This window comes from Rhizobium vallis, assembly GCF_003985155.1.
In the GTDB taxonomy this organism is placed as follows: Bacteria; Pseudomonadota; Alphaproteobacteria; order Rhizobiales; family Rhizobiaceae; genus Rhizobium; species Rhizobium vallis.
This window is the reverse complement of the sequence record NZ_ML133689.1, coordinates 314,154-334,536: the sequence shown is the minus strand read 5'-3', so window position 1 is coordinate 334,536 and position 20,383 is coordinate 314,154. Positions and strand designations below refer to the sequence as shown.

Below are 20,383 nucleotides of genomic sequence, written 5' to 3'. Positions count from 1 at the left end.
CCTCTTGAGATCAGTAGACGCGGGCCTTGGGCTCGATCTTGTGCGGATCGATGCCTTCCGCGATCAGCTCGGTATGAACCGGCCGGTAATCGAGCTTGACGTCGCCTGCCTCGTTCACCCAGGAAAGCGTGTGCTTGCGCCAGTTGACATCGTCGCGGCCGGCGAACGCGCCCTCTGTATAGTCCTCGCGTGCATGCGAGCCGCGGCTTTCCTTGCGGGCCTCGGCGCCGTAGATCGTCGTGATGGCATTGGCCATCAGGTTCTGCAGCTCCAGCGTTTCCACGAGGTCGGAGTTCCAGATCATCGAACGGTCGGTAACCTTGATGTCCTTCATTTCGCCCCAGATGGCCGAGATGCGCTGGCAGCCGGATTCTAGCGATTCCTGCGTGCGGAAGACGGCCGCGTCTTCCTGCATGGCGCGCTGCATCTTCTCGCGCAGATCAGCCGTCGGCGTGCCGCCGCTGGCGTGACGCAGGCCGTCGAAGCGGTCCATAATCCTGTCGCAGGCTGCGACGTTGAGATGCGGGATCGGCGCTGCGCGGTCGATAACCTCGCCGGCGCGGATCGCAGCAGCGCGGCCGAAGACCACGAGATCGATCAGCGAGTTGGAGCCGAGGCGGTTGGCGCCGTGCACCGAGGCGCAGCCGGCTTCGCCGACAGCCATCAGGCCGGGGATGATCCGTTCCGGATTGGCGCTGTCGGCATTCAGCACTTCGCCCCAATAGTTCGTGGGAATGCCGCCCATGTTGTAGTGAACGGTCGGCAGGACCGGGATCGGCTCGCGCGTGACGTCGACGCCTGCGAAAATTTTTGCGCTCTCGGAAATCCCCGGCAGGCGTTCATGCAGAACGGCCGGGTCGAGGTGGTCGAGATGCAGGAAGATGTGGTCCTTGTTCTTGCCGACGCCGCGGCCTTCGCGGATCTCAAGCGTCATGCAGCGCGAAACGACGTCGCGCGAGGCAAGGTCCTTGGCCGAAGGCGCATAACGCTCCATGAAGCGCTCGCCTTCGGAGTTGACGAGATAGCCGCCTTCGCCGCGGGCACCCTCGGTGATCAGACAGCCCGAGCCGTAGATGCCGGTCGGGTGGAACTGAACGAATTCCATGTCCTGCAGCGGCAGTCCGGCACGCGCCACCATGCCGCCGCCGTCGCCGGTGCAGGTATGGGCAGAGGTTGCCGAGAAATAGGCGCGGCCGTAGCCGCCGGTCGCCAGCACCACCATCTTGGCGGCGAAGCGATGGATCGTGCCGTCATCGAGGCACCAGGCGACGACGCCGGTGCAGCGACTGCCGTCCTCCGACATGATCAGGTCGAGCGCGAAATACTCGATGAAGAATTCCGCGTTGTTGCGTAGCGACTGGCCGTAGAGCGTATGCAAGATGGCGTGGCCGGTCCGGTCGGCAACGGCGCAGGTGCGCTGTACCGGCGGGCCTTCGCCGTAATTCTGCATGTGGCCGCCGAACGGGCGCTGATAGATCTTGCCTTCCTCGTTGCGCGAGAACGGCACGCCGTAATGCTCGAGCTCATAGACTGCCTTCGGCGCTTCCATGGTGAGATACTGCATGGCGTCGACGTCGCCGAGCCAGTCGGAACCCTTCACGGTGTCGTAAAGGTGCCACTGCCAGCTGTCGGGCGTCATGTTGCGCAGCGAGGCGGCGATGCCGCCCTGGGCTGCGACCGTATGGGAGCGGGTCGGAAAAACCTTGGTGATGCAGGCGGTGCGGAAACCCTGCTCGGCCATCCCAAGCGTGGCGCGCAGGCCGGCGCCGCCGGCGCCGACGACGATCACGTCATAGGAGTGATCGACATATTTGTAGGCCTTGCCGTTCTGGGCGGGGGGGGTCGGTGCCATGTCGAACTTATCCTACGAATGCGATTTTCAGAATGGCGAAGAGACAGAGGCCGGCGATCAGGATCGCAAAGAACGTGTTCAGCATCAGCAAAGCGATCTTGCCGAATTCGCCGTGCACGTAATCCTCGATGATGACCTGCATGCCTAGCTTCATGTGGATGACGCCGGAGATCACCATCAGTCCCATGACGACGGCGACGAAGGGGTTCGACAGGGCGCGAACCACATCCGCGTAAGGCGCGCCGGCGTAGACGAGCATGAAGATCAGGAAGAAGAGGATGAGCGGAACATTGGCGACGGCCGTCAGCCGCTGGCGCCAGAAATGGTCCGTGCCGTCCTTGGCGGAGCCGAGCCCGCGAACCTTGCCGAGGGGGGTGCGCATATCCATGAGAGGACCTTCAGAAGCGAATGAGGAAGCCGATCACCCAGACCAGCACGGTCAGACAGAGCGACCCGATGATGTTGGCAATGGCGAGCTTGGTCGAAAATTCCTTCTCGAAGCCGTAACCAAGGTCCCACATGAAGTGGCGGAAGCCGCCGAGCATGTGGTGCAGCAGTGCCCAGGTATAGCCGAGGAGCACGAGTTTGCCGATAAGGCTGCCGAGGACCCAGTTGGCCCAATCATAGGAGCCCTGGCCGCTTGCCGCCGCGATCAGCCACCAGGCGACCAGCAGCGTGCCGACATAGAGCGCGCCCCCGGTGATGCGGTGGACGATGGACATAATCATGGTGGGAATAGGTTTGTAAATTTGCAAATGCGGCGACAGGGGCCGGTTATTTGTCACGTTCGCCATCAGAACCTCGCGGCGGCTTCTCTGCGCTTCCGGATTTCGGAGCATGCTCAGTCAACCACACCAATGACAAAATTCTCTGTGTGCGTTGCATCAATTGCGACGTTTAATCACCGAAAGGCCAGACGACAAGCACAATTGCTATCTGCTTTTAATTTAATCGATTCGGATTACCGGGAAGTTTGCGCCCCAATCAAACTGGCCTTTTGCGCTCAATATTTAAGCCGTTCTTCCCGCGCGAATGGACAAGCTGCCGCTTTTGGCGCAATCTGCCGTTAACGATTTGTTAACGATCGGAATTCCGGAGGCCGGCATCCATGTTTCGCAGTCTGTCCGCAGTCACCCTGCTTGCGCTCGCAGCCCTTGCCGCACTCCCCGCGACGGCGGGCGAGCGCCGTCATAATGATCGCTTCCCCGGTCATCGCCACGCGTTCCACGGCGGATTGCTCCTCGGCGAACGCTTGAGTTGGCGCCACCGCGGCATAGGTTTCGACAATTTCTATGGCCACCGAGGCCGGAACAGGATGCCGATGCTGACGCAATTTTCGTCGGCGGCAACAAACCGCGCAGCGCACAGCAATCTCGTCATCATCGCGCCCCAGGCGCCGGGTTGGGACGGCGGTGGAAGCTATTCCGGCTCTTCCTACGTCTATCAAGTCGATGGCGGAACCTATGTCGGCGGCAATGGCTACGGCTTCTATCCTCCGCGGGTTGAGCCGCTGGCGCCGAAGGCGAAGGTCATCGACGTCGCCGTCCAGGACGACCCTTGCTCCTACGAGGCCAATGTCTGCGTCATCCGGCCTTAGGTGAAGCGCCAAACCGTCGTCTTCTTGATTTCGCTGTCCTCCAGCGCCCGCGTCACCGGCACTTGATAGACCGCGCGGAATTCCAGCCGGTCCCGAGGCAGATAGCTCCGCCCGGGATCGCCGACCAGAACCGTTTTGCCCTCCGTCGCCAGCCGCGCGAACCACGGAATGAGCGCATCGGCGAAAGCGCGGTCGTAAAACACGTCGCCCGCAAGCACGATATCCGCATCGACGGCCTGTCCGATCAGATTGGCGCCGGTAAATCCGAGCGAAACGCCATTGGCCCCGGCATTCAGCCGGAGCGCCGATTCCGCCCAGGGGTCGATATCGCTTGTCGTGACCTCGCAGGCGCCGGCCATGACAGCCGCAATGCCGACAAGGCCCGAGCCGCTGGCGAAATCGAGCACCCGCTGACCTCGCACCGTTTCCGGATGATCTAGGATGTAGCGCGCCAATCCCTGTCCGCCCGCCCAGGCGAAAGCCCAGAAGGGCGGCGGCAGGCCGATCGCTTCCAGCTCTTCCTCCGTCTTCAGCCACAGCTCATGCGCCTCGCTCGCCAGATGGAGCGAAATCTCCGGCACGTGTGGCGGCGCCATCAGGCCGGTATTGGCGCGGATGAAGGCTTCAGGATCAGTTTTCAACGCGGCGGATTGTCCAGCCCGCCCATGCGGCAGACTTCGAGATATTCTTCCTCCGTCACCGGCTGTACGGAAAGCCGCATCGAGGTGACGAGAGCCATCTTGGCAAGCTTCTCGCTCGCCTTCACGTCCTTCAGCGTCACCCGTTTCGGCACGTCCATGACGGCGCGGATATCGACGCAATCCCACTTCGGATCGCCCTTGGCGGTGGAATCGGGATGCGACAGCGCGCAAACCTCGACGAGGCCGACGATCTCTAGCCCATCATTGGAATGATAGAAGAAGCCTTTGTCGCCGATCTGCATCGCCCGCATGTTGTTGCGCGCCAGATAGTTGCGCACGCCCGTCCATTCCGTGCCCTTTTCGCCGGCAGCCTTCTGCTGCTCCCATGACCAGGAGGCAGGTTCGGATTTATAGAGCCAATGCGCCATGCTTACGCCTCCGGTTTGTTGAAGACCCAGTTGAAGGTCTGAACCTCGACGCTTTCGAACAATCCAGCCTTGGCATAGGGATCGGCATCGGCAAGCGCACGTGCCGCTTCCTTCGATTCCGCTTCGACGACGATCAGGCTGCCGCAGGCCTTGCCGTCATCATCGAGAAACGGGCCGGCGATCTTCAGCGTGCCCTCGGCATTCAGCCCATTGAGATAATCGAGATGCGTCGGCCGCGTCTCCATGCGCACGTTCAGATGCCCCGGCTTGTCCTTGCAGAGAAGGGCGAAAAGCATGTCTGTTCTCCTATTCGGTGGTGATTGGGCGCGTCATCAATTGCTCGATCGCATCCGATATATCGAGACGGCCGTCGATGATGGCGGAAACGGCATCGGTGATCGGCATGCTGATCGCCAGTTCCGCGGCGAGCCGGGAGGCGACGGAGGCGGCGAGCGCGCCTTCCACCAGTGCTCCCTGCAGAGGATCGACCTTTTCGCCGCGCCCGAGCGCAATGCCGAAGCGCAGGTTGCGCGATTGATGGCTCGTTGCCGTCAGTACCAGATCGCCGAGACCGGAAAGCCCGCGCACAGTATCCGCCTGCCCGCCCTTAGCGACGACGAAACGCGACATTTCCGCAAGCCCACGCGCAATCAGCGCCGCACGGGCGGAATCACCGATGCCGCGGCCTTCGACAATGCCGCAGGCAATTGCCAGCACGTTCTTGAGCGCGCCGCCGAGCTGCACGCCGATACGGTCGTCGGAGGCGTAGAGCCGGAAGGTCCGGCCGGATATTGCCTGGGCGAGCCGCTCGGCTGTTTCCATGTCCGCCGCCGCGATTGCCATCGCCGTCGGCAGGCCTTTGGCAATATCGGCTGCAAATCCGGGACCGGAGAGCACGGCGACCGGATGGTCCGGCAGTTCTCGTTCCAGCATGTCGGTCAAGAGATTGCCCGTCGCCCGCTCGATGCCCTTGGCGCAGGTAACGACGACGGCATCCTTGGCAAGATAGGGGCCGTATTGCCGCGCCGCATCCGCCTGCGCCTGCGACGGCATCGCAAACAGCACGATGGAGGCGCCGGCGATCGCATCCGCCTCGGCGGAAAATTCAAGCGTATCGGGCAAGGCAATACCCGGCAGCACCGCATCATGCAGCCGTTCGGCTTTCAGATCCGCAATCAGCGACGGATCACGCCCGACGAGGGTTACCGCACTTCGCCCGGCAAGGGCGATGACGGCGGCAAGCGCCGTTCCGAAGGCCCCCGAACCGACGACGGCAATGGTTTCGCTCATGCCTTCGCCCCTCTTTTTCCGAACCCGATCAGCGTCTCCGCGTTGGAATCGAGCGGCCAGCGCGAGCGCGGCTGTACGTCGAGTGTGTCAGGCGCGGCACCGGTCGCCATCCGCTCGAGCCCTGCCCAAGCGATCATCACCGCATTGTCGGTGCAGAGGTTCAGCGGCGGTGCGATGAAGCGGAAACCGTTCTTGTCGCAGAGCGCCTGCAGCGTGCCGCGCAGCTCGAGATTGGCGGCGACGCCGCCGGCAACGACGAGCGCCGGCTCCTCGCCGGTTACAGGGAATTCCGCCTTGAACCGCTGCAGGCCGCGGCCGATGCGGTCCTTCAGCGTCCGCGAAATCGCCTTCTGGAACGAGGCGCAAATATCGGCGACATCCTGATCGCTAAGCGGCGCGATCTCCTGTGCGGCCTGCCGCACTGCCGTCTTCAGGCCGGAAAAGGAGAAATCGAGCCGCGCCTCGCCGACCAGCGGGCGCGGAAAATTGAAACGATCGGGATTGCCATCCCGCGCCATCCGCTCCACCGCCGGGCCGCCGGGATAGGGCAGCCCGAGCAGCTTTGCCGTCTTGTCGAAGGCTTCGCCGAGCGCATCGTCGATCGTCGTGCCCCAGCGCTCATATTGTCCGACGCCGCGCACCAGGATCAGTTGGGTATGGCCGCCCGAGACGAGCAGCATCAGATAGGGGAAGGAAAGCCCATCCGTCAGCCGCGCCGTCAGCGCATGACCTTCGAGATGGTTGACGGCATAGAGCGGCTTGCCGGCGGCTCTTGCGATCGCCTTGCCGGTCATCAATCCGACAAGCAGCCCGCCGATCAGCCCCGGCCCCGAAGTGGCGGCAATGGCATCGACGTCAGCCAGCGACACATTGGCGCGCGCTAAGGCCTCCTCGATCAGCTCGTCCAGCGCCTCGACATGGGCGCGCGCCGCAATCTCCGGCACCACGCCGCCATAGGCGCTGTGCTCGTCGAGCTGGGAAAGCACCACGTCGGACAGCACCTTGGAATGGCCTTCCGCATCGCGCTCGACAACTGCCGCGGCGGTCTCGTCGCAGCTTGTTTCGATGCCGAGAATGCGCAGAAAGGGAACCATGAGGCCTGTTCGTTGATTGCGATGGTACGGAAACCCGTTTACGAGAACTCCGGTAACAACGGAACAGAGCTGATGCAAACAAAACCTTTCCGGATCGGCACGCGAGGCAGCCCGCTGGCGCTTGCCCAGGCGCATGAGGCCCGCGACAGGCTGATGGCGGCGCATAACCTGCCCGAGGAGATGTTCGAAATCGTCGTGCTGACGACCAAGGGTGACCGCATCACCGACCGGTCGCTCGCCGAGATCGGCGGCAAGGGCCTCTTCACCGAAGAGCTCGAACAGCAGCTTACATCGGGCGAGCTGGATTTCGCCGTCCACTCCACCAAGGACATGCCGACGCACCTGCCCGATGGCCTTTACCTCTCCGCCTATCTGCCGCGCGAGGATATCCGCGACGCCGTTATCGGCCGCACCGCACCCAAGCTGATCGACCTGCCGCATGGCGCCACCGTCGGCTCCTCATCGCTGCGTCGCCAGGCGCTGATCCGCCGCATGCGGCCTGACATCAACGTCGTCACCTTCCGTGGCGCGGTAGAAACGCGCCTGCGCAAGCTCGAAGAGGGCCAGGTGGACGCGACCCTGCTGGCGCTTGCCGGCCTGAAACGTCTCGGCAAAGTCGAGGTACTGACCGATATCCTCGACCCCGACACTTTCCCGCCGGCGCCGGCGCAGGGGGCGATCTGCATCGAAAGCCGTATCGGCGACACGGGGATTGACGATCTCTTGGCCCCGATCAACGATATCACGACCTTTGACACCGTCTCCTGCGAACGCGCCTTCCTCGCCGCTCTCGACGGCTCCTGCCGCACGCCGATCGGCGGTTACGCCGTCTGCGAAGGCGACCTGATCCGCTTCTCCGGCCTCATCATTACGCCGGATGGCCGCAGCCAGCATACCGTGACGACCGACGGCCACCGCCGCGATGCGGCCGCCCTTGGCACCCGCGCCGGCCAGGATGTGCGCGCAAGGGCCGGCAGCGCCTTCTTCGACGACTGGCGCTGAAGCGGCGATGCTCGTGCTCGTCACCCGCCCCGCGCATTCGGCCGAGCAAACTGCCCGACGTTTGCGCGATCTGGGCCATGAGCCCCTGCTATTGCCGCTGCGTCGACCGCTGCACGTCAACGCCGCAGCAGCAGACGCGCTCGTGGCCACCAGCGGCGCGATCGCGGTGACCAGCGCGGAAGCCATCCGGGTCATTTCCACGCTCGGCGAGGCAATTCGCCCGCATCTTACCCGCCCGCTTTTCGCGGTCGGGGAGGCGACAGCGAAAAAGGCGGAGAGCCTCGGCTTCCGATCGGTTTCCTCATCCTCCGGCAACGGCCGCGATCTTGCCGATCTCGTCGCGGCGCGGGGAGCCGACGGGTTGCTCTATCTTGCCGGCCTGCCGCGCGCCGAAACGTTCGAAGAAAGATTGCGCGAACTCGGCATGCGCTTTTCCATCGCCGAATGTTATCGCATGCAGCCGCTCGCCCCCGATCCGGCCGAGATCGAAGCGATTTTCTCCGGTCGTGGCCCTGACGCCATCCTCTTTTATTCGCGCCAGACGGCCGACGATTTCTTTCACGTCGCCGAACTTCGATCCGCCCTGCCGCAAGGCAGCGGAATCCGCCTTCTCTGCCTCAGCGAGACGGTGGCGGAGGCCATCCCGGCGGCTCTGAAAAAAAATGTGGCGATAGCGCCGATGCCGGATGAGGGAAGCCTTTTGTCGCTGCTTTGAAGGCTCTAGCCGCCCAAATTTGATCTAACCTCTTCCCTTAAATGGCATCACTGTCTAGTTTCGTTGCAATGCAGGATAAAGAGGACCTCATGGTATCGGGAAACCCGCCACGCCATTCGAAAAGCGCCGACGAGCCGGTCACGATCGACCTCGATGCACAGGAATTCGCTTCCGCAGCCGATACCGAAAAGCCGGTGGAGAACGATGCCGGCCATACTGACAGCACTTCCGCCGATGCCGACACATTGCCCGAAACCGAAACCGCCTCGCACGCCCAAGCTGAAGACGAGCCCATGAAGGCGGCGGATACGCGGGAGGAAGAAGCCGCAGCCCCTGAACCTTCCTTCACGCCGCCTGCCGAACAGCCCGCCCCGAGAGGCGCCGCCACCTCCGGTCTCGTCGCCGCTGGCATCGTCGGCGGCCTCATCGCCCTGCTTGGTGCCGGCGCCATTCAATATGCCGGCTACCTCCCGACTTCCCCATCGCCGCAAACGGCCTCGCCTGTGATCGCGGATCTCTCAGGCGAAATCGACGGCTTGAAACAGGCCGTCGCCAATCTCGCCGCCAACCCGGCAAGCACCGGCGACGGTGCGCTCGAAAAACGTCTCGCCGCGCTGGAAATTGCAGCAGCCAATGCCCCTGCAACCGGCGCGCCGGCAGATTCAACGAATGTCGATGCGCTCAACCAGAAGATTGCGGAGCTGAGCGCTCAGGTCGACCAGCTGCGCGCCACGCTTACACAATCCTCCGAGCAACAGACGAGCAGCGGCGCCGATATCGCCAAGCGCCTCGAAGAGGCCGAGAAGAAGCTCAACGAGCCGCGGGAGGATGTCGCCGTCGCCCGGGCAATCGCGGCAGCCGCCCTTAAGGCGGCGATCGATCGCGGCGGCCCGTTTCTTGCCGAACTCGATACTTTCGCCGGCGTCGCGCCTGACGATCCCGCCGTCGCCGACCTGCGCACCTTTGCCGAGACCGGCATTCCCTCGCGCGCCGAGTTGGTGCGTCAGGTTCCCGATGTTGCCACAGCAATCGTCGAAGCCGTCAACCAGCCGGATCCGAACCAGAGCTGGTCGGATCGCCTGATGGCGAGCGCAAAATCGCTGGTAACGGTCCGTCCCGTCGGCAATATCGAGGGCGAGAGCGTTGAAGCGATCGCCGCCCGCATGGAGGACAAGGTGAAGAACGGCGATCTGCCCGGTGCTTCGGCCGAATGGAATAGCCTGCCTGCTCAGGGCAAGCAGGCTTCCGCCGCCTTCAAGCAGTCGCTGGAAGCGCGCATCCGTGTCGAGGAACTGGTCGGCGGGGCGCTGTCGAAAGCGGTCAGCGGCACCGGCAAGCAAGGGTAAGATCATGATCAGACTTGTCGTCTTCGCCCTCTTCGTGCTGCTTCTCGCCTATGGCTTTTCCTGGTTCGCCGACCGTCCCGGCGACCTCTCGTTGATCTGGGAAGGCCAGATCTACCAGACGAAGCTGATCGTCGCCGTGAGCGCGATCATCGCCCTCGTCGCCGCTGTGATGATCGCCTGGTGGTTCGTCCGCCTGATCTGGACTTCGCCGCATTCGGTGACCCGTTATTTCCGCGCCCGCAAGCGTGACCGCGGCTACCAGGCGCTGTCGACAGGCCTGATCGCCGCCGGCGCCGGCAATGCGTTGCTTGCCCGCAAGATGGCCGCCCGTTCGCGCGGACTCATCCGCGCCGATCAGGAGCCGCTGATCAACCTGCTCGAGGCCCAGGCCGCGCTGATCGAAGGGCGCCATGACGAGGCGCGCGCCAAATTCGAAGCCATGGCCAACGATCCCGAAACGCGCGAGCTCGGTCTGCGCGGCCTCTATTTGGAGGCCCGCCGCCTCGGGGCCAACGAAGCCGCACGTCAATATGCCGAGAAGGCGGCCGACAACGCACCTTACCTGCCCTGGGCAGCGCAGGCGACGCTCGAATATCGCAGCCAGGCCGGCCGTTGGGACGATGCGATCCGTCTGCTGGAACAGCAGAAGGCCGCTCGCGTCGTCGAAAAGGCCGAGGCCAACCGCCTGCACGCCGTTCTCCTGACGGCGCGGGCCGGCGAGAAGCTCGAAAGCGACCCGGCCGGTGCCCGCGACGACGCGCTGCAGGCACTGAAGCTTTCCTCCGATTTCATTCCGGCCGCCCTCATCGCTGCAAAGGCGCTCTTCCGCGAAGGCGGCTTGCGCAAGGCCGCCTCGATCCTCGAGCAGGCATGGAAATCGGGCCCTCATCCCGAAATCGGCCGCACCTATGTCAGAGCCCGCAGCGGCGATTCCACGCTCGACCGGCTGAAGCGAGCCGAACGGCTGGAAGGGATGCGCCCGAATAACGTCGAATCTCTCCTCGTCGTCGCCCAGGCGGCGCTCGACGCCCAGGAGTTTGCCAAGGCCCGCGCCAAGGCGGAAGCGGCCGCCCGCATGCAGCCGCGCGAGGCAGCCTTTCTGCTGCTCGCCGACATCGAGGAAGCCGAAACCGGCGACCAGGGCCGCGTGCGCCACTGGCTCGCCCAGGCGCTCAAGGCGCCGCGCGACCCGGCCTGGGTGGCGGATGGCTTCGTATCGGACAAATGGCTGCCGGTATCGCCCATAACCGGCCGCCTCGACGCCTTCGAATGGAAGGCGCCCTTCGGCCAGATCGAAGGTCCGATCGAGGATGGGTCGCAGCCCGCCTCGATCGAAACCGCCCTGAAGACGCTGCCGCCGCTGCGGGACGTCAAGCCGGAAAGTCCGGTCAACGATCATCGCATCATCGAACTGGAACGCGCTGCGACGATTGCCGAGGCCGTGCGCCCCACGCCGGCCCCGGCGCGGGCAAAACCGAAGCCGGTCGAGCCGGCCGCGAGCGATAAAGCGCCGACGCCGCACGAGGCAAAGCCCTTCTTTGGCGGATTGCCGGATGATCCCGGCGTTCGCGACACCAGGGCGGAACCGGAACCCAAGACACGGCTTCGCCTCTTCTGAAATGGAACCAAAACCGCATGTTCGAACGCTTTCAGGCATTCTTCCAGAAGCTCACCGCCGATCACTCCCGGAAAGCTTTCGCCCCGGATGATCCGCGCATCGCGGTGGCGGCGCTCTGCATGCAGGTCATGGAGGCCGACGGCCGGATCAAGGCCAGTGAGAAGAAACGGCTGCGCAAGCTCCTGAAGGAGCAATATGCGCTCGATGGCAAGCAGCTCGAAGCGCTGATGGCCGCCGGCCTCGAGGCCGAAAGCTCTGCCGTCGACTATTATCGCTTTACCGCCGACCTGAAGCGCCATCTCAACGCAGAGCAACGGCTGGAGCTGATCGGCATCCTCTGGGATATCGTCTATGCCGATGGCGAGCGCAGCGAGATGGAGGACCATGTGATCTGGCGCATCGCTGATCTGCTCGGCGTCTCCTCGCGCGAGCGCATCCAGAAACGGCAGGAGGCCGCCGCCAGGGTGACCGATGTCCAGGTTGTCCAAGATGACAGCGATTGAGCGATACCCGAACCGCGACCGGCGTCCGATCCTCATCGTCCTGCACCAGGAACGGTCGAGCCCGGGCCGCGTCGGCCAGTTGCTCGTCGAAAAAGGCTATCGTCTCGATATCCGTCGGCCGGTTCTCGGCGAGTCGCTTCCGACGACGCTCGAAGATCATGCCGGCGCCGTCGTTTTCGGCGGGCCGATGAGCGCCAATGATCCCGATGACTTCATCAAGAAAGAGATCGACTGGATCAATATTCCCTTGCGGGAAAAACGCCCCTATCTCGGCATTTGCCTCGGCGCGCAGATGCTGGTTCATCATCTCGGCGGCAAGGTGCAGTCGAATGCCGACGGCTCGACGGAGATCGGCTGGTACCCGCTGCGGCCGACCGAGAGAGGCCGGCTGCTAATGCACTGGCCGAAGATGGTCTATCACTTCCATCGCGAGGGCTTCGAGCTGCCGCACGGCGCCGATCTCCTGGCCGAAGGTGACGCTTACCCGAACCAGGCCTTCCGTTATGACGGCAACGCCTGGGGCCTGCAGTTCCATGCCGAGCTCACCCGGGTGATGATGCATCGCTGGGTGGTGCACGGCGCGCACCGCTTCATTCTGCCGAACGCCCAGCAGGGTCGCGAACATCTCGAAGGCCGCATGCTGTTCGACGCGCCTCTCAAAGCCTGGCTGACCGAATTTCTCGATATCGTCTTCGAAGGCAAGACGGTGAAGGCACCCTCCCCGATCACCCTACCCGCGTAGAGGCCGCATCCGGCAAGACGCCCTGTCTTATGTGCTGGCTTGCACGCTGCTGGGCGCGTCGAGCGTATCGATTGCGCGCAATTTCGGGAAACTCGAAGCCCAGATCGCTGCCACCGCCAGCGTTCCGACCCCGCCGATGATGACCGCCGGCACCGCGCCGAAGATCGATGCCATCGTGCCCGCCCTGAATTCCCCGAGCTCGTTCGAAGCGCCGACGAAGACCATGTTGACCGCATTGACGCGGCCACGCAGCTCGTCCGGCGTCCAGAGCGCGATCAGGCTCTCGCGCACATAGACCGACACCATGTCGGCCGCGCCCATCAACGCCAGCGCCGCAATCGAGATCTCCGTATTGGTCGAGGCGCCGAAGATGATCGTACCGACGCCGAACAGGGCGACGCCGATGAACATGTAGATGCCGGCGCGATGCTTCAGCGGATAGACGGCCAGGAAAACCGCCATGACGATAGCCCCGAGCCCCGGTGCGGCGCGCAGCAGTCCAAGCCCCCAGGGGCCAAGCGTCAGGATATCGCGAGCGAAGATCGGCATCAGTGCCGTAGCACCCCCGAGCAGCACGGCGAAGAGATCGAGCGAGATCGCACCGAGCACCACCCTTTCCGCGCGGATGAAACTGAAGCCGCCGAGGATCATTGCCCAGCTCTTGGCCTCACCCGTCGTCTTCTGTTCCGGCTTCGGGATCATGAAGAGAAGAGCGGCACCGAGAACGGAAAAGACAACCGCCACCGTATAGGCCGTCGTCGCGCTGACGCCATAGAGCAAACCGCCGAGCACCGGCCCGGTGATCGCCGCGAGCTGCCAGGACGACGAGTTCCAGGCAATCGCATTGGAAAGAGCGTGTTCCGGCACGAGATTGGGTGCGAGAGACTGCACCGCCGGCGACATGAAGGCCCGTTCGATTCCGAAGATCAGAAGCACCGCAAAAACAGGCCATGGCGCGAAGGTCCCCGTCGCCGTCATGACGAGCAGCGCCAGCGTGCAGAGCGCGCTCACCAGCGAGCAAAGCGCTGCGATCGCCCGGCGATTGCGCCGGTCGGCCACCGAGCCAGTAACGAGGATGAGCACCAGCGACGGCAGGAACTGCACCAGGCCGATCAGGCCGAGATAGATCGCCTTGCCCGTCTGGTCGTACATCTGCCAGCCGACGGCGACGCTGACGATCTGCTGCGAGAAGGAAAGCAGGAAGCGGGCGAAGAAGAAGCGGGTGTAGGACGAATGCCGGAACGCGGCAAAACGGTCTCCGGTGGGCGAAAACGACATAGCTGTTTTCCGAGAAGACGGGTGCGGAATTGCCTGCGAAGCCACCCGTTAAACATGATTTGCCATGCGTTTCCACACGGCCCTTGCTCGTTTAATCGCCAATGTCTACATATCTGTCAACAACGAACTGGAGACGGTAATGGCAGGAATTATTCAAGCCATATTTCTAATCATCGATATGGCTTTGAACATTTATTGGTACGTGATCATTGCCAGCGCGATTTTCTCGTGGCTGTACGCATTCAACGTCATCAACTCGCACAACCAGTTTGTGAACCAGCTGGGCATGTTCTTCTACAACGCGACCGAGCCTGCGCTGCGGCCGATACGCCGTTTTCTGCCCAACCTGGGCGGTATCGACATCTCGCCGATTATCCTGCTGCTGATCATCGTCTTCATCCAGGCCATCCTCAACAATCCGATCAAGCCCTTCATCTATTCGCTGGTCGCTTGAACCGTCCCTGGAGGCTTTTCGGCGATCACCTGCGCCTTGCCGTTCGGCTGACGCCGAATGGCGGGCGCGATGCGATCGACGGCATTGAGGCGGATGGCGAGGCTGAGACGCATCTGAAGGCACGCGTCACAGCAGTGCCCGAGAAGGGCAAGGCCAATAAGGCCCTGATCCTCCTAATATCGAAATCTCTCGGCATTCCCAAATCTTCCGTCAGCCTCATTTCCGGCGAGACGGCGCGTAAAAAAATCCTCCGGATCGAGGGCGACCCGGAGGATTTGGCAAGAAAGCTCGAAGCGTTTCTCAGCTGAACGGTCAGGCCTTCGCCTTCTTGGCGCGCTCGACGGCTTCGAGGATGAGCTGGCCGGCTTCCTTGAAATCGCCCCAGCCGAAGATCTTCACCCACTTGCCGGGTTCCAGATCCTTGTAGTGCTCGAAGAAGTGCTCGATCTGCTTCAGCGTGATCTCGGGAAGATCGGTGTAATCCTTCACCTTGTCATAGCGCTGCGTCAGTTTCGGCGACGGAACGGCGATGATCTTCTCGTCCTTGCCGGAATTGTCTTCCATCTTCAGGACGCCGATCGGGCGCACATTGATGACGCAGCCCGGAACCAGCGGGCGGGTGCTGGCGATCAGGACGTCGATCGGGTCGCCGTCTTCCGACAGTGTATGCGGCACGAAACCATAGTTGCCCGGATAGGTCATCGGCGTATAGAGGAAACGGTCGACGACGAGCGTGCCGGCTTCCTTGTCCATTTCATACTTGATCGGATGACCGCCGACCGGAACCTCGACGATAACGTTGACGTCTTCAGGTGGATTCTTACCGATTGAAACGGCGTCGATGCGCATACGAAACTCCTGCGAGGTTGAATTGCTCGCAGCCAGATAATCAGTTTCATGCGGCAACGCAACATTGGAGATCACCAATGCGTGATAGCGCCTGCGCGCAATTACACCAAAATTCTAGCAGAAGATGAGTGAACCGCCGGAAAAGCGGTTCAGTTCCAGATGAAGCCGATCTTCTTCAACTGCTTGTGGTCGAAATTTTCCATGCCTTCGCAGAAATCGACGCCGCCGTGATTGCGGTAAAACCTGCTGGCCGAGTCGTTTTCCTCGAGACACCAGACAACGAGCCCGTTGCAGCCGAGCGACTTCAACAGTCGCCGCGCCTCGCCGAACAGCATCTTGCCAAGCCCGATGCCCTGATATTCAGGCCTGAGATAAAGCTCGTAGATCTCGCCTTCCTGCGGCAGGGCGCGGGCACGATTGAGGCCGAGCGTCGCATAACCTGCGACCGTCCCCGCAACATCGAGAACCAGCAGCGTCGCAGGTCCGCGCGTTGCCTTGCGCCACCAGTTCTCACCGCGCCGCTCGATCATCTGCGTCAGCGCGCGGTGCGGAATGATGCCGGCATAGGTATGCTGCCAGGCGAGCCTGTGCGTTTCCGAAATGGCTCGGGCATCATGCGGTTCGGCCCGCCGGACATCGATCGACAACGTCTTCATAACGTTTACTCTGGTCCTGCCAGGGACAATTAACCATATGCGATGGCACATTCTGGTCGATTGCCCACAGACTTAACATGTGGACGACAGTTAAAATTTAACGCTTTTTTAACGATTGTCACAAGATCGAATCGACGCAGCGCACAACAAAAAACCCCGGCGCGAAGGCCGGGGTTTCCAAACGGATATCTTGAGGCTTTTAGGCTCTTAGAGAGCAGCCTTCGACTTTTCGAAACGCTTGCGGTCGTTGGCGTCGAGATACATCTTGCGCAGGCGAATGTTCTTCGGCGTCACTTCCATCAGCTCGTCGTCCTGGATCCAGGAGAGCGCGCGATCGAGCGTCATGCGGATCGGCGGCGTCAGCTTCACCGCTTCGTCCTTGCCGGCGGCGCGGATGTTGGTGAGCTGCTTGCCCTTCAGGACGTTCACTTCAAGGTCGTTGTCGCGCGAATGGATGCCGATGATCATGCCGGCATAGACCTTTTCGCCCGGCTCGATGATCATCGGGCCGCGATCTTCCAGGTTGAACATCGCATAGGCGACGGCTTCGCCGGAAGCATTGGCGAGCAGCACGCCGTTGACGCGGCCACCAATCACACCCTTGTAAGGCTGGTAGTCGTGGAACAGGCGGTTCATGATCGCCGTGCCGCGCGTATCCGTCAGCAGCTCCGACTGGTAGCCGATCAGGCCGCGGGTCGGGGCGTAGAAACGCAGGCGAAGACGATTGCCGCCCGACGGACGCAGCTCGACCATTTCGGCCTTGCGCTCGGACATCTTCTGCACGACGACACCGGAATGTTCTTCGTCGACGTCGACGACGACTTCCTCGATCGGCTCCAGAAGCTGGCCGCTTTCATCCTTGTGCATCACGACGCGTGGACGCGATACGGCAAGCTCGAAGCCTTCACGACGCATGGTTTCGATGAGAACGGCGAGCTGAAGTTCGCCGCGGCCGGACACGTAGAACGAATCCTTGCCTTCGGCTTCTTCGATCTTCAGGGCGACGTTGCCTTCGGCTTCCTTGAAGAGACGGTCGCGGATGACGCGGCTCGTCACCTTGTCGCCTTCGGTGCCCGCCAGCGGGCTGTCATTGACAATGAAGGACATGGTGACGGTCGGCGGATCGATCGGCTGCGCCTTCATGGCTTCCGAGACGGCCGGATCGCAGAAAGTATCGGCAACAGTACCCTTGGAGAGGCCGGCGATCGCGACGATGTCGCCCGCATGCGCTTCGTCGATCGCCGTGCGCTCGATGCCACGGAAGGCGAGGATCTTGGAAATTCGGCCGGTTTCGATCAGCTTGCCGTCCTGGCCGAGAACCTTGACGGCCTGGTTCGGCTTGATCGAGCCCGACGCGATACGACCGGTGATGATACGGCCGAGGAAGGGGTTGGCTTCGAGGATCGTGCCGATCATGCGGAACGGACCTTCTTCGACGGTCGGCTCAGGCACATGCTTGAGCACCAGGTCGAGAAGCGGCGCAAGACCCTGATCCTTCGGACCTTCCGGATTGACGTTCATCCAGCCGTCGCGGCCGGAACCGTAGAGGATCGGGAAGTCGAGCTGCTCATCGGTCGCGTCGAGATTGGCGAAGAGGTCGAAGACTTCGTTGATGACTTCTTCGTGGCGGCCATCCGGACGGTCGATCTTGTTGATCGCGACGATCGGACGAAGGCCGACCTTCAGCGCCTTGCCGACCACGAACTTGGTCTGCGGCATCGGGCCTTCGGAAGCATCGACGAGAACGATCGCGCCATCCACCATCGAGAGAATACGCTCGACTTCACCGCCGAAGTCGGCGTGGCCGGGGGTGTCGACGATGTTGATGCGGACACCCTTCCATTCCACCGAGGTCGCCTTGGCGAGAATGGTGATGCCACGTTCCTTTTCGAGGTCGTTCGAGTCCATCACGCGTTCTGCAACGCGCTGGTTCTCGCGGAACGAACCGGACTGCTTCAGGAGCTCGTCAACGAGGGTGGTCTTGCCATGGTCAACGTGCGCGATGATCGCGATGTTGCGAAGTGCCATTTGTTATAATCTCTGAGGCTGGGGCGCTACGCCAAGTGGACGCGCCATTTATGTTTGGCGCGCTCATACCGGTTTTTTCGCGATTGCGAAAGGGGGTCGCGCGTGAAAGCTGCGGCATGGTTGCCACCATGCCGCCCGAGCGTCCGTCATCAAACTGTCTTAAGCGTCGCTGCCTGTCAATTCCTCGAAGGTCGCAAGCCCCTTCTTGACGAGCATCGCATCCGGGCTCGGCAGCTTGCCGCGGAAGCCCTTATAGGCATCCTCGGGATCGACCGAACCGCCTGTGGAATAGATGTTTTCCTTAAGCTTGCGCGCCATCTCGCCGTTGAAGGCGTCTCCCGTCTCCTCGAAGGCGGCGAAGGCGTCGGCGTCGAGCACCTCCGACCACATATAGGAGTAGTAACCCGCCGAATAACCGCCGGAGAAAATATGCTGGAAGTGCGGTGTCGCATGGCGCATGACGATCGATTTCGGCATGCCGATCTCTTCAAGCACCTCGGCCTGCACCGCCATCGGGTCTTCGACGGCCTTCCGCGTGTGAAACGCCATATCTACAAGCGCCGAGGAGGTGAACTCCACCGTATTGAAACCGGAATTGAAGGTCCGGGCCGCCAGCACCTTGTCGAGCAAGACTTGCGGCATCGGCTCGCCCGTCTCGAAATGCACGGCATATTCCTTGAGGATGGCGGGAACCGTCAGCCAGTGCTCGTAGAGCTGCGAGGGCAGCTCTACGAAATCGCGCGAGACGCCGGTGCCGGAAACGGAAGGGTAGGTGACATCAGAAAGCATGCCGTGCAGCGCATGGCCGAATTCGTGGAACAGCGTCCGGGCATCGTCGAGCGACAGCAGCGCCGGCTTGCCTTCGGCGGGTTTGGCGAAATTGCAGACATTGTAGATGATCGGCAATTCGCCGTGGCGCCCGTTCTTCAGCTCCAGCCGGTGCTGCGATTGCAGCGAGCTCATCCAGGCGCCTGAGCGTTTCGAGCTGCGGGCGAAATAATCGCCGAGGAAGAGCGCGACCAGCCTGTCCTCCCGGTCCCTAATTTCGAAGACCCTAACATCGGGGTGATAGGCCGGCACGCCTTTCTTCTCGACCGCCCGGATGCCGAACAGCCGGCCCGCCACCTCGAAGCAGGCGTCGATGATCTTCTCGAGCTGCAGATAGGGCTTAAGCTCGGCCTCGGAGAAATCGAATTTGCGCGCCCGGATCTTCTCGGCGTAGTGGCGCCAGTCCCAGGGCATCACCTCATGATTCCGGCCTTCCTCGGCAATCAGTGCCGCGATGTCGACCTCTTCCTCGCCGGCGCGTTTCACCGCCCGCGCCCAGACGGCCTTCAGCAGGCCGTTCACCGCATCGGCCGTCTTGGCCATCGTATTGTCGAGCTTCAATTCGGCGAAATTGCCGTAACCGAGCAGCGAAGCCACCTGCTGGCGCAGCGCCAGCGTTTCCTTGATGATGGCACGGTTGTCCGTCTCCCCGTCATTTGCGCCGCGCGCGACCCACGCCTTGAAAGCCTGCTCGCGCAGATCCCGGCGCTCCGAAAAGGTCAGGAACGGCTCGATGATCGAGCGTGACAGCGTCACCGCATATTTGCCCTCGTCGCCGCGTTCACGCGCCGCCGCCGCCATCGCATCGCGCAGGAATTCCGGCAGCCCGTCGAGCTCGGCGCCATCGGAGAGCGTGAGCGACCAGCCCTTCTCGTCGGCAAGCACGTTCTGGCCGAATTGCGTGCCAAGGCCAGCGAGCTTTTCATTGATTGCGGCAAGTTGCTCCTGCTCGGCCTTTTCGAGCTTGGCGCCCGATTTGACGAAGCCTTTCCAATGCCGTTCCAGCACGCGCGCCTGTTCGAGCGTCAGTCCAAGGTTCTCGCGCTTCTCCCACAGCATATCGATGCGGGCGAAAAGCGCGGCATTCATCCCGATCTTCGAATAGTGGCGCGACATCTTCGGAGAGATCTCCCGCTCCAGCGCCTGGATGACATCGTTGGTATGCGCGCCCGCCCTATTCCAGAACAGCGCCGAGACGCGCGACAGCGCATCGCCGGCAATTTCCAGCGCCACGACCGTATTCTCGAATGTCGGCGCATCGCCTTTTCCGGCGATCTCGTCGATCTCCCTTTCATGCTCGGCGAGCGCTGCTTCGAAGGCGGCGGCGAAATCGCCATCGTTCAATGCATCGAAACGCGGCAGACCGTGAAGACCGTCCCAGTCGACGAGAGCCGGATTGAAATCATGGGGAGAAGGCATCGGAGAATCCTTTTTGGCATGCGGATGGATGGTCAATATAGGA

Annotated in this window: 22 protein-coding genes; 9 read left to right on the top strand and 13 right to left on the bottom strand. The window is 62.4% G+C overall.

Going from position 1 to position 20,383, the window contains the following annotated elements; genetic code table 11:
- Nucleotides 1–10: 10 nt before the first annotated feature.
- Genes sdhA through sdhC form a run of 3 tightly spaced genes read right to left on the bottom strand, consistent with a single transcriptional unit; the run spans nt 11 to nt 2,646 of the window.
- Nucleotides 11–1,852, bottom strand: coding sequence for a succinate dehydrogenase flavoprotein subunit (gene sdhA / locus EFQ99_RS14730; protein WP_126921749.1), 1,842 nt, complete (start codon nt 1,850–1,852; stop codon nt 11–13).
- A gap of 7 nt (nt 1,853–1,859) precedes the next feature.
- Complete coding sequence (sdhD, locus tag EFQ99_RS14725; protein ID WP_047615588.1) at nt 1,860–2,240, bottom strand: succinate dehydrogenase, hydrophobic membrane anchor protein; 381 nt, start codon at nt 2,238–2,240, stop codon at nt 1,860–1,862.
- Between the two features lie 10 nt (nt 2,241–2,250).
- Nucleotides 2,251–2,646: a succinate dehydrogenase, cytochrome b556 subunit gene (sdhC, locus tag EFQ99_RS14720; protein WP_126921748.1), complete on the bottom strand. Its 396-nt coding sequence runs from the start codon at nt 2,644–2,646 to the stop codon at nt 2,251–2,253.
- Nucleotides 2,647–2,960: 314 nt separating this feature from the next.
- Between sdhC and EFQ99_RS14715 the strand changes: the two genes are divergently transcribed.
- Complete coding sequence (locus EFQ99_RS14715; protein ID WP_126921747.1) at nt 2,961–3,449, top strand: hypothetical protein; 489 nt, start codon at nt 2,961–2,963, stop codon at nt 3,447–3,449.
- Here the strand turns inward: EFQ99_RS14715 and EFQ99_RS14710 are convergent.
- Genes EFQ99_RS14710 through tsaD form a run of 5 tightly spaced genes read right to left on the bottom strand, consistent with a single transcriptional unit; the run spans nt 3,446 to nt 6,902 of the window.
- Nucleotides 3,446–4,090 carry a class I SAM-dependent methyltransferase gene (locus tag EFQ99_RS14710; protein WP_126921746.1) on the bottom strand — a complete coding sequence of 215 codons (645 nt, stop codon included), beginning with the start codon at nt 4,088–4,090 and terminating at the stop codon, nt 3,446–3,448. The two genes, EFQ99_RS14715 and EFQ99_RS14710, sit on opposite strands and share 4 nt — an antisense overlap.
- Entirely contained in the window at nt 4,087–4,518 is a 432-nt protein-coding gene (locus EFQ99_RS14705) for an EVE domain-containing protein (protein ID WP_126921745.1), read from the bottom strand. Before EFQ99_RS14705 ends, EFQ99_RS14710 begins: the two co-directional genes overlap by 4 nt.
- 2 nt (nt 4,519–4,520) lie before the next feature.
- Nucleotides 4,521–4,814 carry a YciI-like protein gene (locus EFQ99_RS14700; RefSeq protein ID WP_126921744.1) on the bottom strand — a complete coding sequence of 98 codons (294 nt, stop codon included), beginning with the start codon at nt 4,812–4,814 and terminating at the stop codon, nt 4,521–4,523.
- A gap of 10 nt (nt 4,815–4,824) precedes the next feature.
- On the bottom strand, nt 4,825–5,808 hold the full coding sequence (locus EFQ99_RS14695) for an NAD(P)H-dependent glycerol-3-phosphate dehydrogenase (protein ID WP_126921743.1): 984 nt from the start codon (nt 5,806–5,808) through the stop codon (nt 4,825–4,827).
- The gene (tsaD, locus tag EFQ99_RS14690) at nt 5,805–6,902 is read right to left on the bottom strand and encodes a tRNA (adenosine(37)-N6)-threonylcarbamoyltransferase complex transferase subunit TsaD (RefSeq protein ID WP_126921742.1); all 1,098 of its coding nucleotides are present in this window, start codon (nt 6,900–6,902) and stop codon (nt 5,805–5,807) included. Before tsaD ends, EFQ99_RS14695 begins: the two co-directional genes overlap by 4 nt.
- A gap of 72 nt (nt 6,903–6,974) precedes the next feature.
- On the opposite strand from tsaD, the gene hemC reads away from it, so the two are divergent.
- From hemC to EFQ99_RS14660, 6 genes are all read left to right on the top strand, one after another.
- Nucleotides 6,975–7,904, top strand: coding sequence for a hydroxymethylbilane synthase (gene hemC / locus EFQ99_RS14685; protein WP_126921741.1), 930 nt, complete (start codon nt 6,975–6,977; stop codon nt 7,902–7,904).
- Between the two features lie 7 nt (nt 7,905–7,911).
- On the top strand, nt 7,912–8,619 hold the full coding sequence (locus EFQ99_RS14680; RefSeq protein WP_126921740.1) for a uroporphyrinogen-III synthase: 708 nt from the start codon (nt 7,912–7,914) through the stop codon (nt 8,617–8,619).
- A gap of 68 nt (nt 8,620–8,687) precedes the next feature.
- Nucleotides 8,688–9,965 carry a COG4223 family protein gene (locus EFQ99_RS14675; protein ID WP_208722758.1) on the top strand — a complete coding sequence of 426 codons (1,278 nt, stop codon included), beginning with the start codon at nt 8,688–8,690 and terminating at the stop codon, nt 9,963–9,965.
- Between the two features lies 1 nt (nt 9,966).
- Entirely contained in the window at nt 9,967–11,583 is a 1,617-nt protein-coding gene (locus EFQ99_RS14670) for a heme biosynthesis protein HemY (protein ID WP_208722767.1), read from the top strand.
- Nucleotides 11,584–11,600: 17 nt separating this feature from the next.
- On the top strand, nt 11,601–12,086 hold the full coding sequence (locus EFQ99_RS14665) for a tellurite resistance TerB family protein (RefSeq protein WP_126921737.1): 486 nt from the start codon (nt 11,601–11,603) through the stop codon (nt 12,084–12,086).
- The gene (locus tag EFQ99_RS14660; protein WP_126921736.1) at nt 12,055–12,828 is read left to right on the top strand and encodes a glutamine amidotransferase; all 774 of its coding nucleotides are present in this window, start codon (nt 12,055–12,057) and stop codon (nt 12,826–12,828) included. Before EFQ99_RS14665 ends, EFQ99_RS14660 begins: the two co-directional genes overlap by 32 nt.
- Nucleotides 12,829–12,855: 27 nt before the next feature.
- Here the strand turns inward: EFQ99_RS14660 and EFQ99_RS14655 are convergent, their stop codons facing one another.
- Entirely contained in the window at nt 12,856–14,106 is a 1,251-nt protein-coding gene (locus EFQ99_RS14655; RefSeq protein WP_126921735.1) for an MFS transporter, read from the bottom strand.
- 64 nt (nt 14,107–14,170) lie between these two features.
- Between EFQ99_RS14655 and EFQ99_RS14650 the strand changes: the two genes are divergently transcribed.
- Nucleotides 14,171–14,560 (top strand): YggT family protein, encoded by a 390-nt coding sequence (locus EFQ99_RS14650; protein ID WP_126921734.1) that lies wholly within the window; start codon nt 14,171–14,173, stop codon nt 14,558–14,560.
- A complete protein-coding gene (locus tag EFQ99_RS14645; RefSeq protein WP_126921733.1) occupies nt 14,557–14,868 on the top strand; it encodes a DUF167 domain-containing protein in 312 nt (103 codons plus the stop codon). The genes EFQ99_RS14650 and EFQ99_RS14645 overlap by 4 nt, the downstream gene beginning before the upstream one ends.
- A 4-nt stretch (nt 14,869–14,872) precedes the next feature.
- Here the strand turns inward: EFQ99_RS14645 and ppa are convergent, their stop codons facing one another.
- The 4 genes from ppa to EFQ99_RS14625 form a co-directional block, all read right to left on the bottom strand.
- A complete protein-coding gene (gene ppa / locus EFQ99_RS14640; protein WP_126921732.1) occupies nt 14,873–15,409 on the bottom strand; it encodes an inorganic diphosphatase in 537 nt (178 codons plus the stop codon).
- Between the two features lie 149 nt (nt 15,410–15,558).
- On the bottom strand, nt 15,559–16,065 hold the full coding sequence (locus tag EFQ99_RS14635) for a GNAT family N-acetyltransferase (protein WP_126921731.1): 507 nt from the start codon (nt 16,063–16,065) through the stop codon (nt 15,559–15,561).
- 207 nt (nt 16,066–16,272) lie between these two features.
- Nucleotides 16,273–18,093: a translational GTPase TypA gene (typA, locus tag EFQ99_RS14630; RefSeq protein ID WP_126921730.1), complete on the bottom strand. Its 1,821-nt coding sequence runs from the start codon at nt 18,091–18,093 to the stop codon at nt 16,273–16,275.
- 159 nt (nt 18,094–18,252) lie between these two features.
- On the bottom strand, nt 18,253–20,340 hold the full coding sequence (locus EFQ99_RS14625) for a M3 family metallopeptidase (protein WP_126921729.1): 2,088 nt from the start codon (nt 20,338–20,340) through the stop codon (nt 18,253–18,255).
- Nucleotides 20,341–20,383: the final 43 nt, after the last annotated feature.

Excerpts from the sequence above, each read along its gene's own strand:
- tsaD (WP_126921742.1), bottom strand. The coding sequence starts at position 6,902 with ATGGTTCCCTTTCTGCGCATTCTCGGCATCGAAACAAGCTGCGACGAG.
- EFQ99_RS14715 (WP_126921747.1), top strand. The coding sequence starts at position 2,961 with ATGTTTCGCAGTCTGTCCGCAGTCACCCTGCTTGCGCTCGCAGCCCTT.
- EFQ99_RS14705 (WP_126921745.1), bottom strand. The coding sequence starts at position 4,518 with ATGGCGCATTGGCTCTATAAATCCGAACCTGCCTCCTGGTCATGGGAG.
- sdhC (WP_126921748.1), bottom strand. The coding sequence starts at position 2,646 with ATGGCGAACGTGACAAATAACCGGCCCCTGTCGCCGCATTTGCAAATT.
- hemC (WP_126921741.1), top strand. The coding sequence starts at position 6,975 with ATGCAAACAAAACCTTTCCGGATCGGCACGCGAGGCAGCCCGCTGGCG.
- EFQ99_RS14680 (WP_126921740.1), top strand. The coding sequence starts at position 7,912 with ATGCTCGTGCTCGTCACCCGCCCCGCGCATTCGGCCGAGCAAACTGCC.
- EFQ99_RS14635 (WP_126921731.1), bottom strand. The coding sequence starts at position 16,065 with ATGAAGACGTTGTCGATCGATGTCCGGCGGGCCGAACCGCATGATGCC.
- EFQ99_RS14660 (WP_126921736.1), top strand. The coding sequence starts at position 12,055 with ATGTCCAGGTTGTCCAAGATGACAGCGATTGAGCGATACCCGAACCGC.
- sdhD (WP_047615588.1), bottom strand. The coding sequence starts at position 2,240 with ATGGATATGCGCACCCCCCTCGGCAAGGTTCGCGGGCTCGGCTCCGCC.
- ppa (WP_126921732.1), bottom strand. The coding sequence starts at position 15,409 with ATGCGCATCGACGCCGTTTCAATCGGTAAGAATCCACCTGAAGACGTC.
- EFQ99_RS14655 (WP_126921735.1), bottom strand. The coding sequence starts at position 14,106 with ATGTCGTTTTCGCCCACCGGAGACCGTTTTGCCGCGTTCCGGCATTCG.
- EFQ99_RS14625 (WP_126921729.1), bottom strand. The coding sequence starts at position 20,340 with ATGCCTTCTCCCCATGATTTCAATCCGGCTCTCGTCGACTGGGACGGT.
- EFQ99_RS14665 (WP_126921737.1), top strand. The coding sequence starts at position 11,601 with ATGTTCGAACGCTTTCAGGCATTCTTCCAGAAGCTCACCGCCGATCAC.
- EFQ99_RS14695 (WP_126921743.1), bottom strand. The coding sequence starts at position 5,808 with ATGAGCGAAACCATTGCCGTCGTCGGTTCGGGGGCCTTCGGAACGGCG.
- EFQ99_RS14700 (WP_126921744.1), bottom strand. The coding sequence starts at position 4,814 with ATGCTTTTCGCCCTTCTCTGCAAGGACAAGCCGGGGCATCTGAACGTG.
- sdhA (WP_126921749.1), bottom strand. The coding sequence starts at position 1,852 with ATGGCACCGACCCCCCCCGCCCAGAACGGCAAGGCCTACAAATATGTC.
- typA (WP_126921730.1), bottom strand. The coding sequence starts at position 18,093 with ATGGCACTTCGCAACATCGCGATCATCGCGCACGTTGACCATGGCAAG.
- EFQ99_RS14650 (WP_126921734.1), top strand. The coding sequence starts at position 14,171 with ATGCGTTTCCACACGGCCCTTGCTCGTTTAATCGCCAATGTCTACATA.
- EFQ99_RS14675 (WP_208722758.1), top strand. The coding sequence starts at position 8,688 with ATGCAGGATAAAGAGGACCTCATGGTATCGGGAAACCCGCCACGCCAT.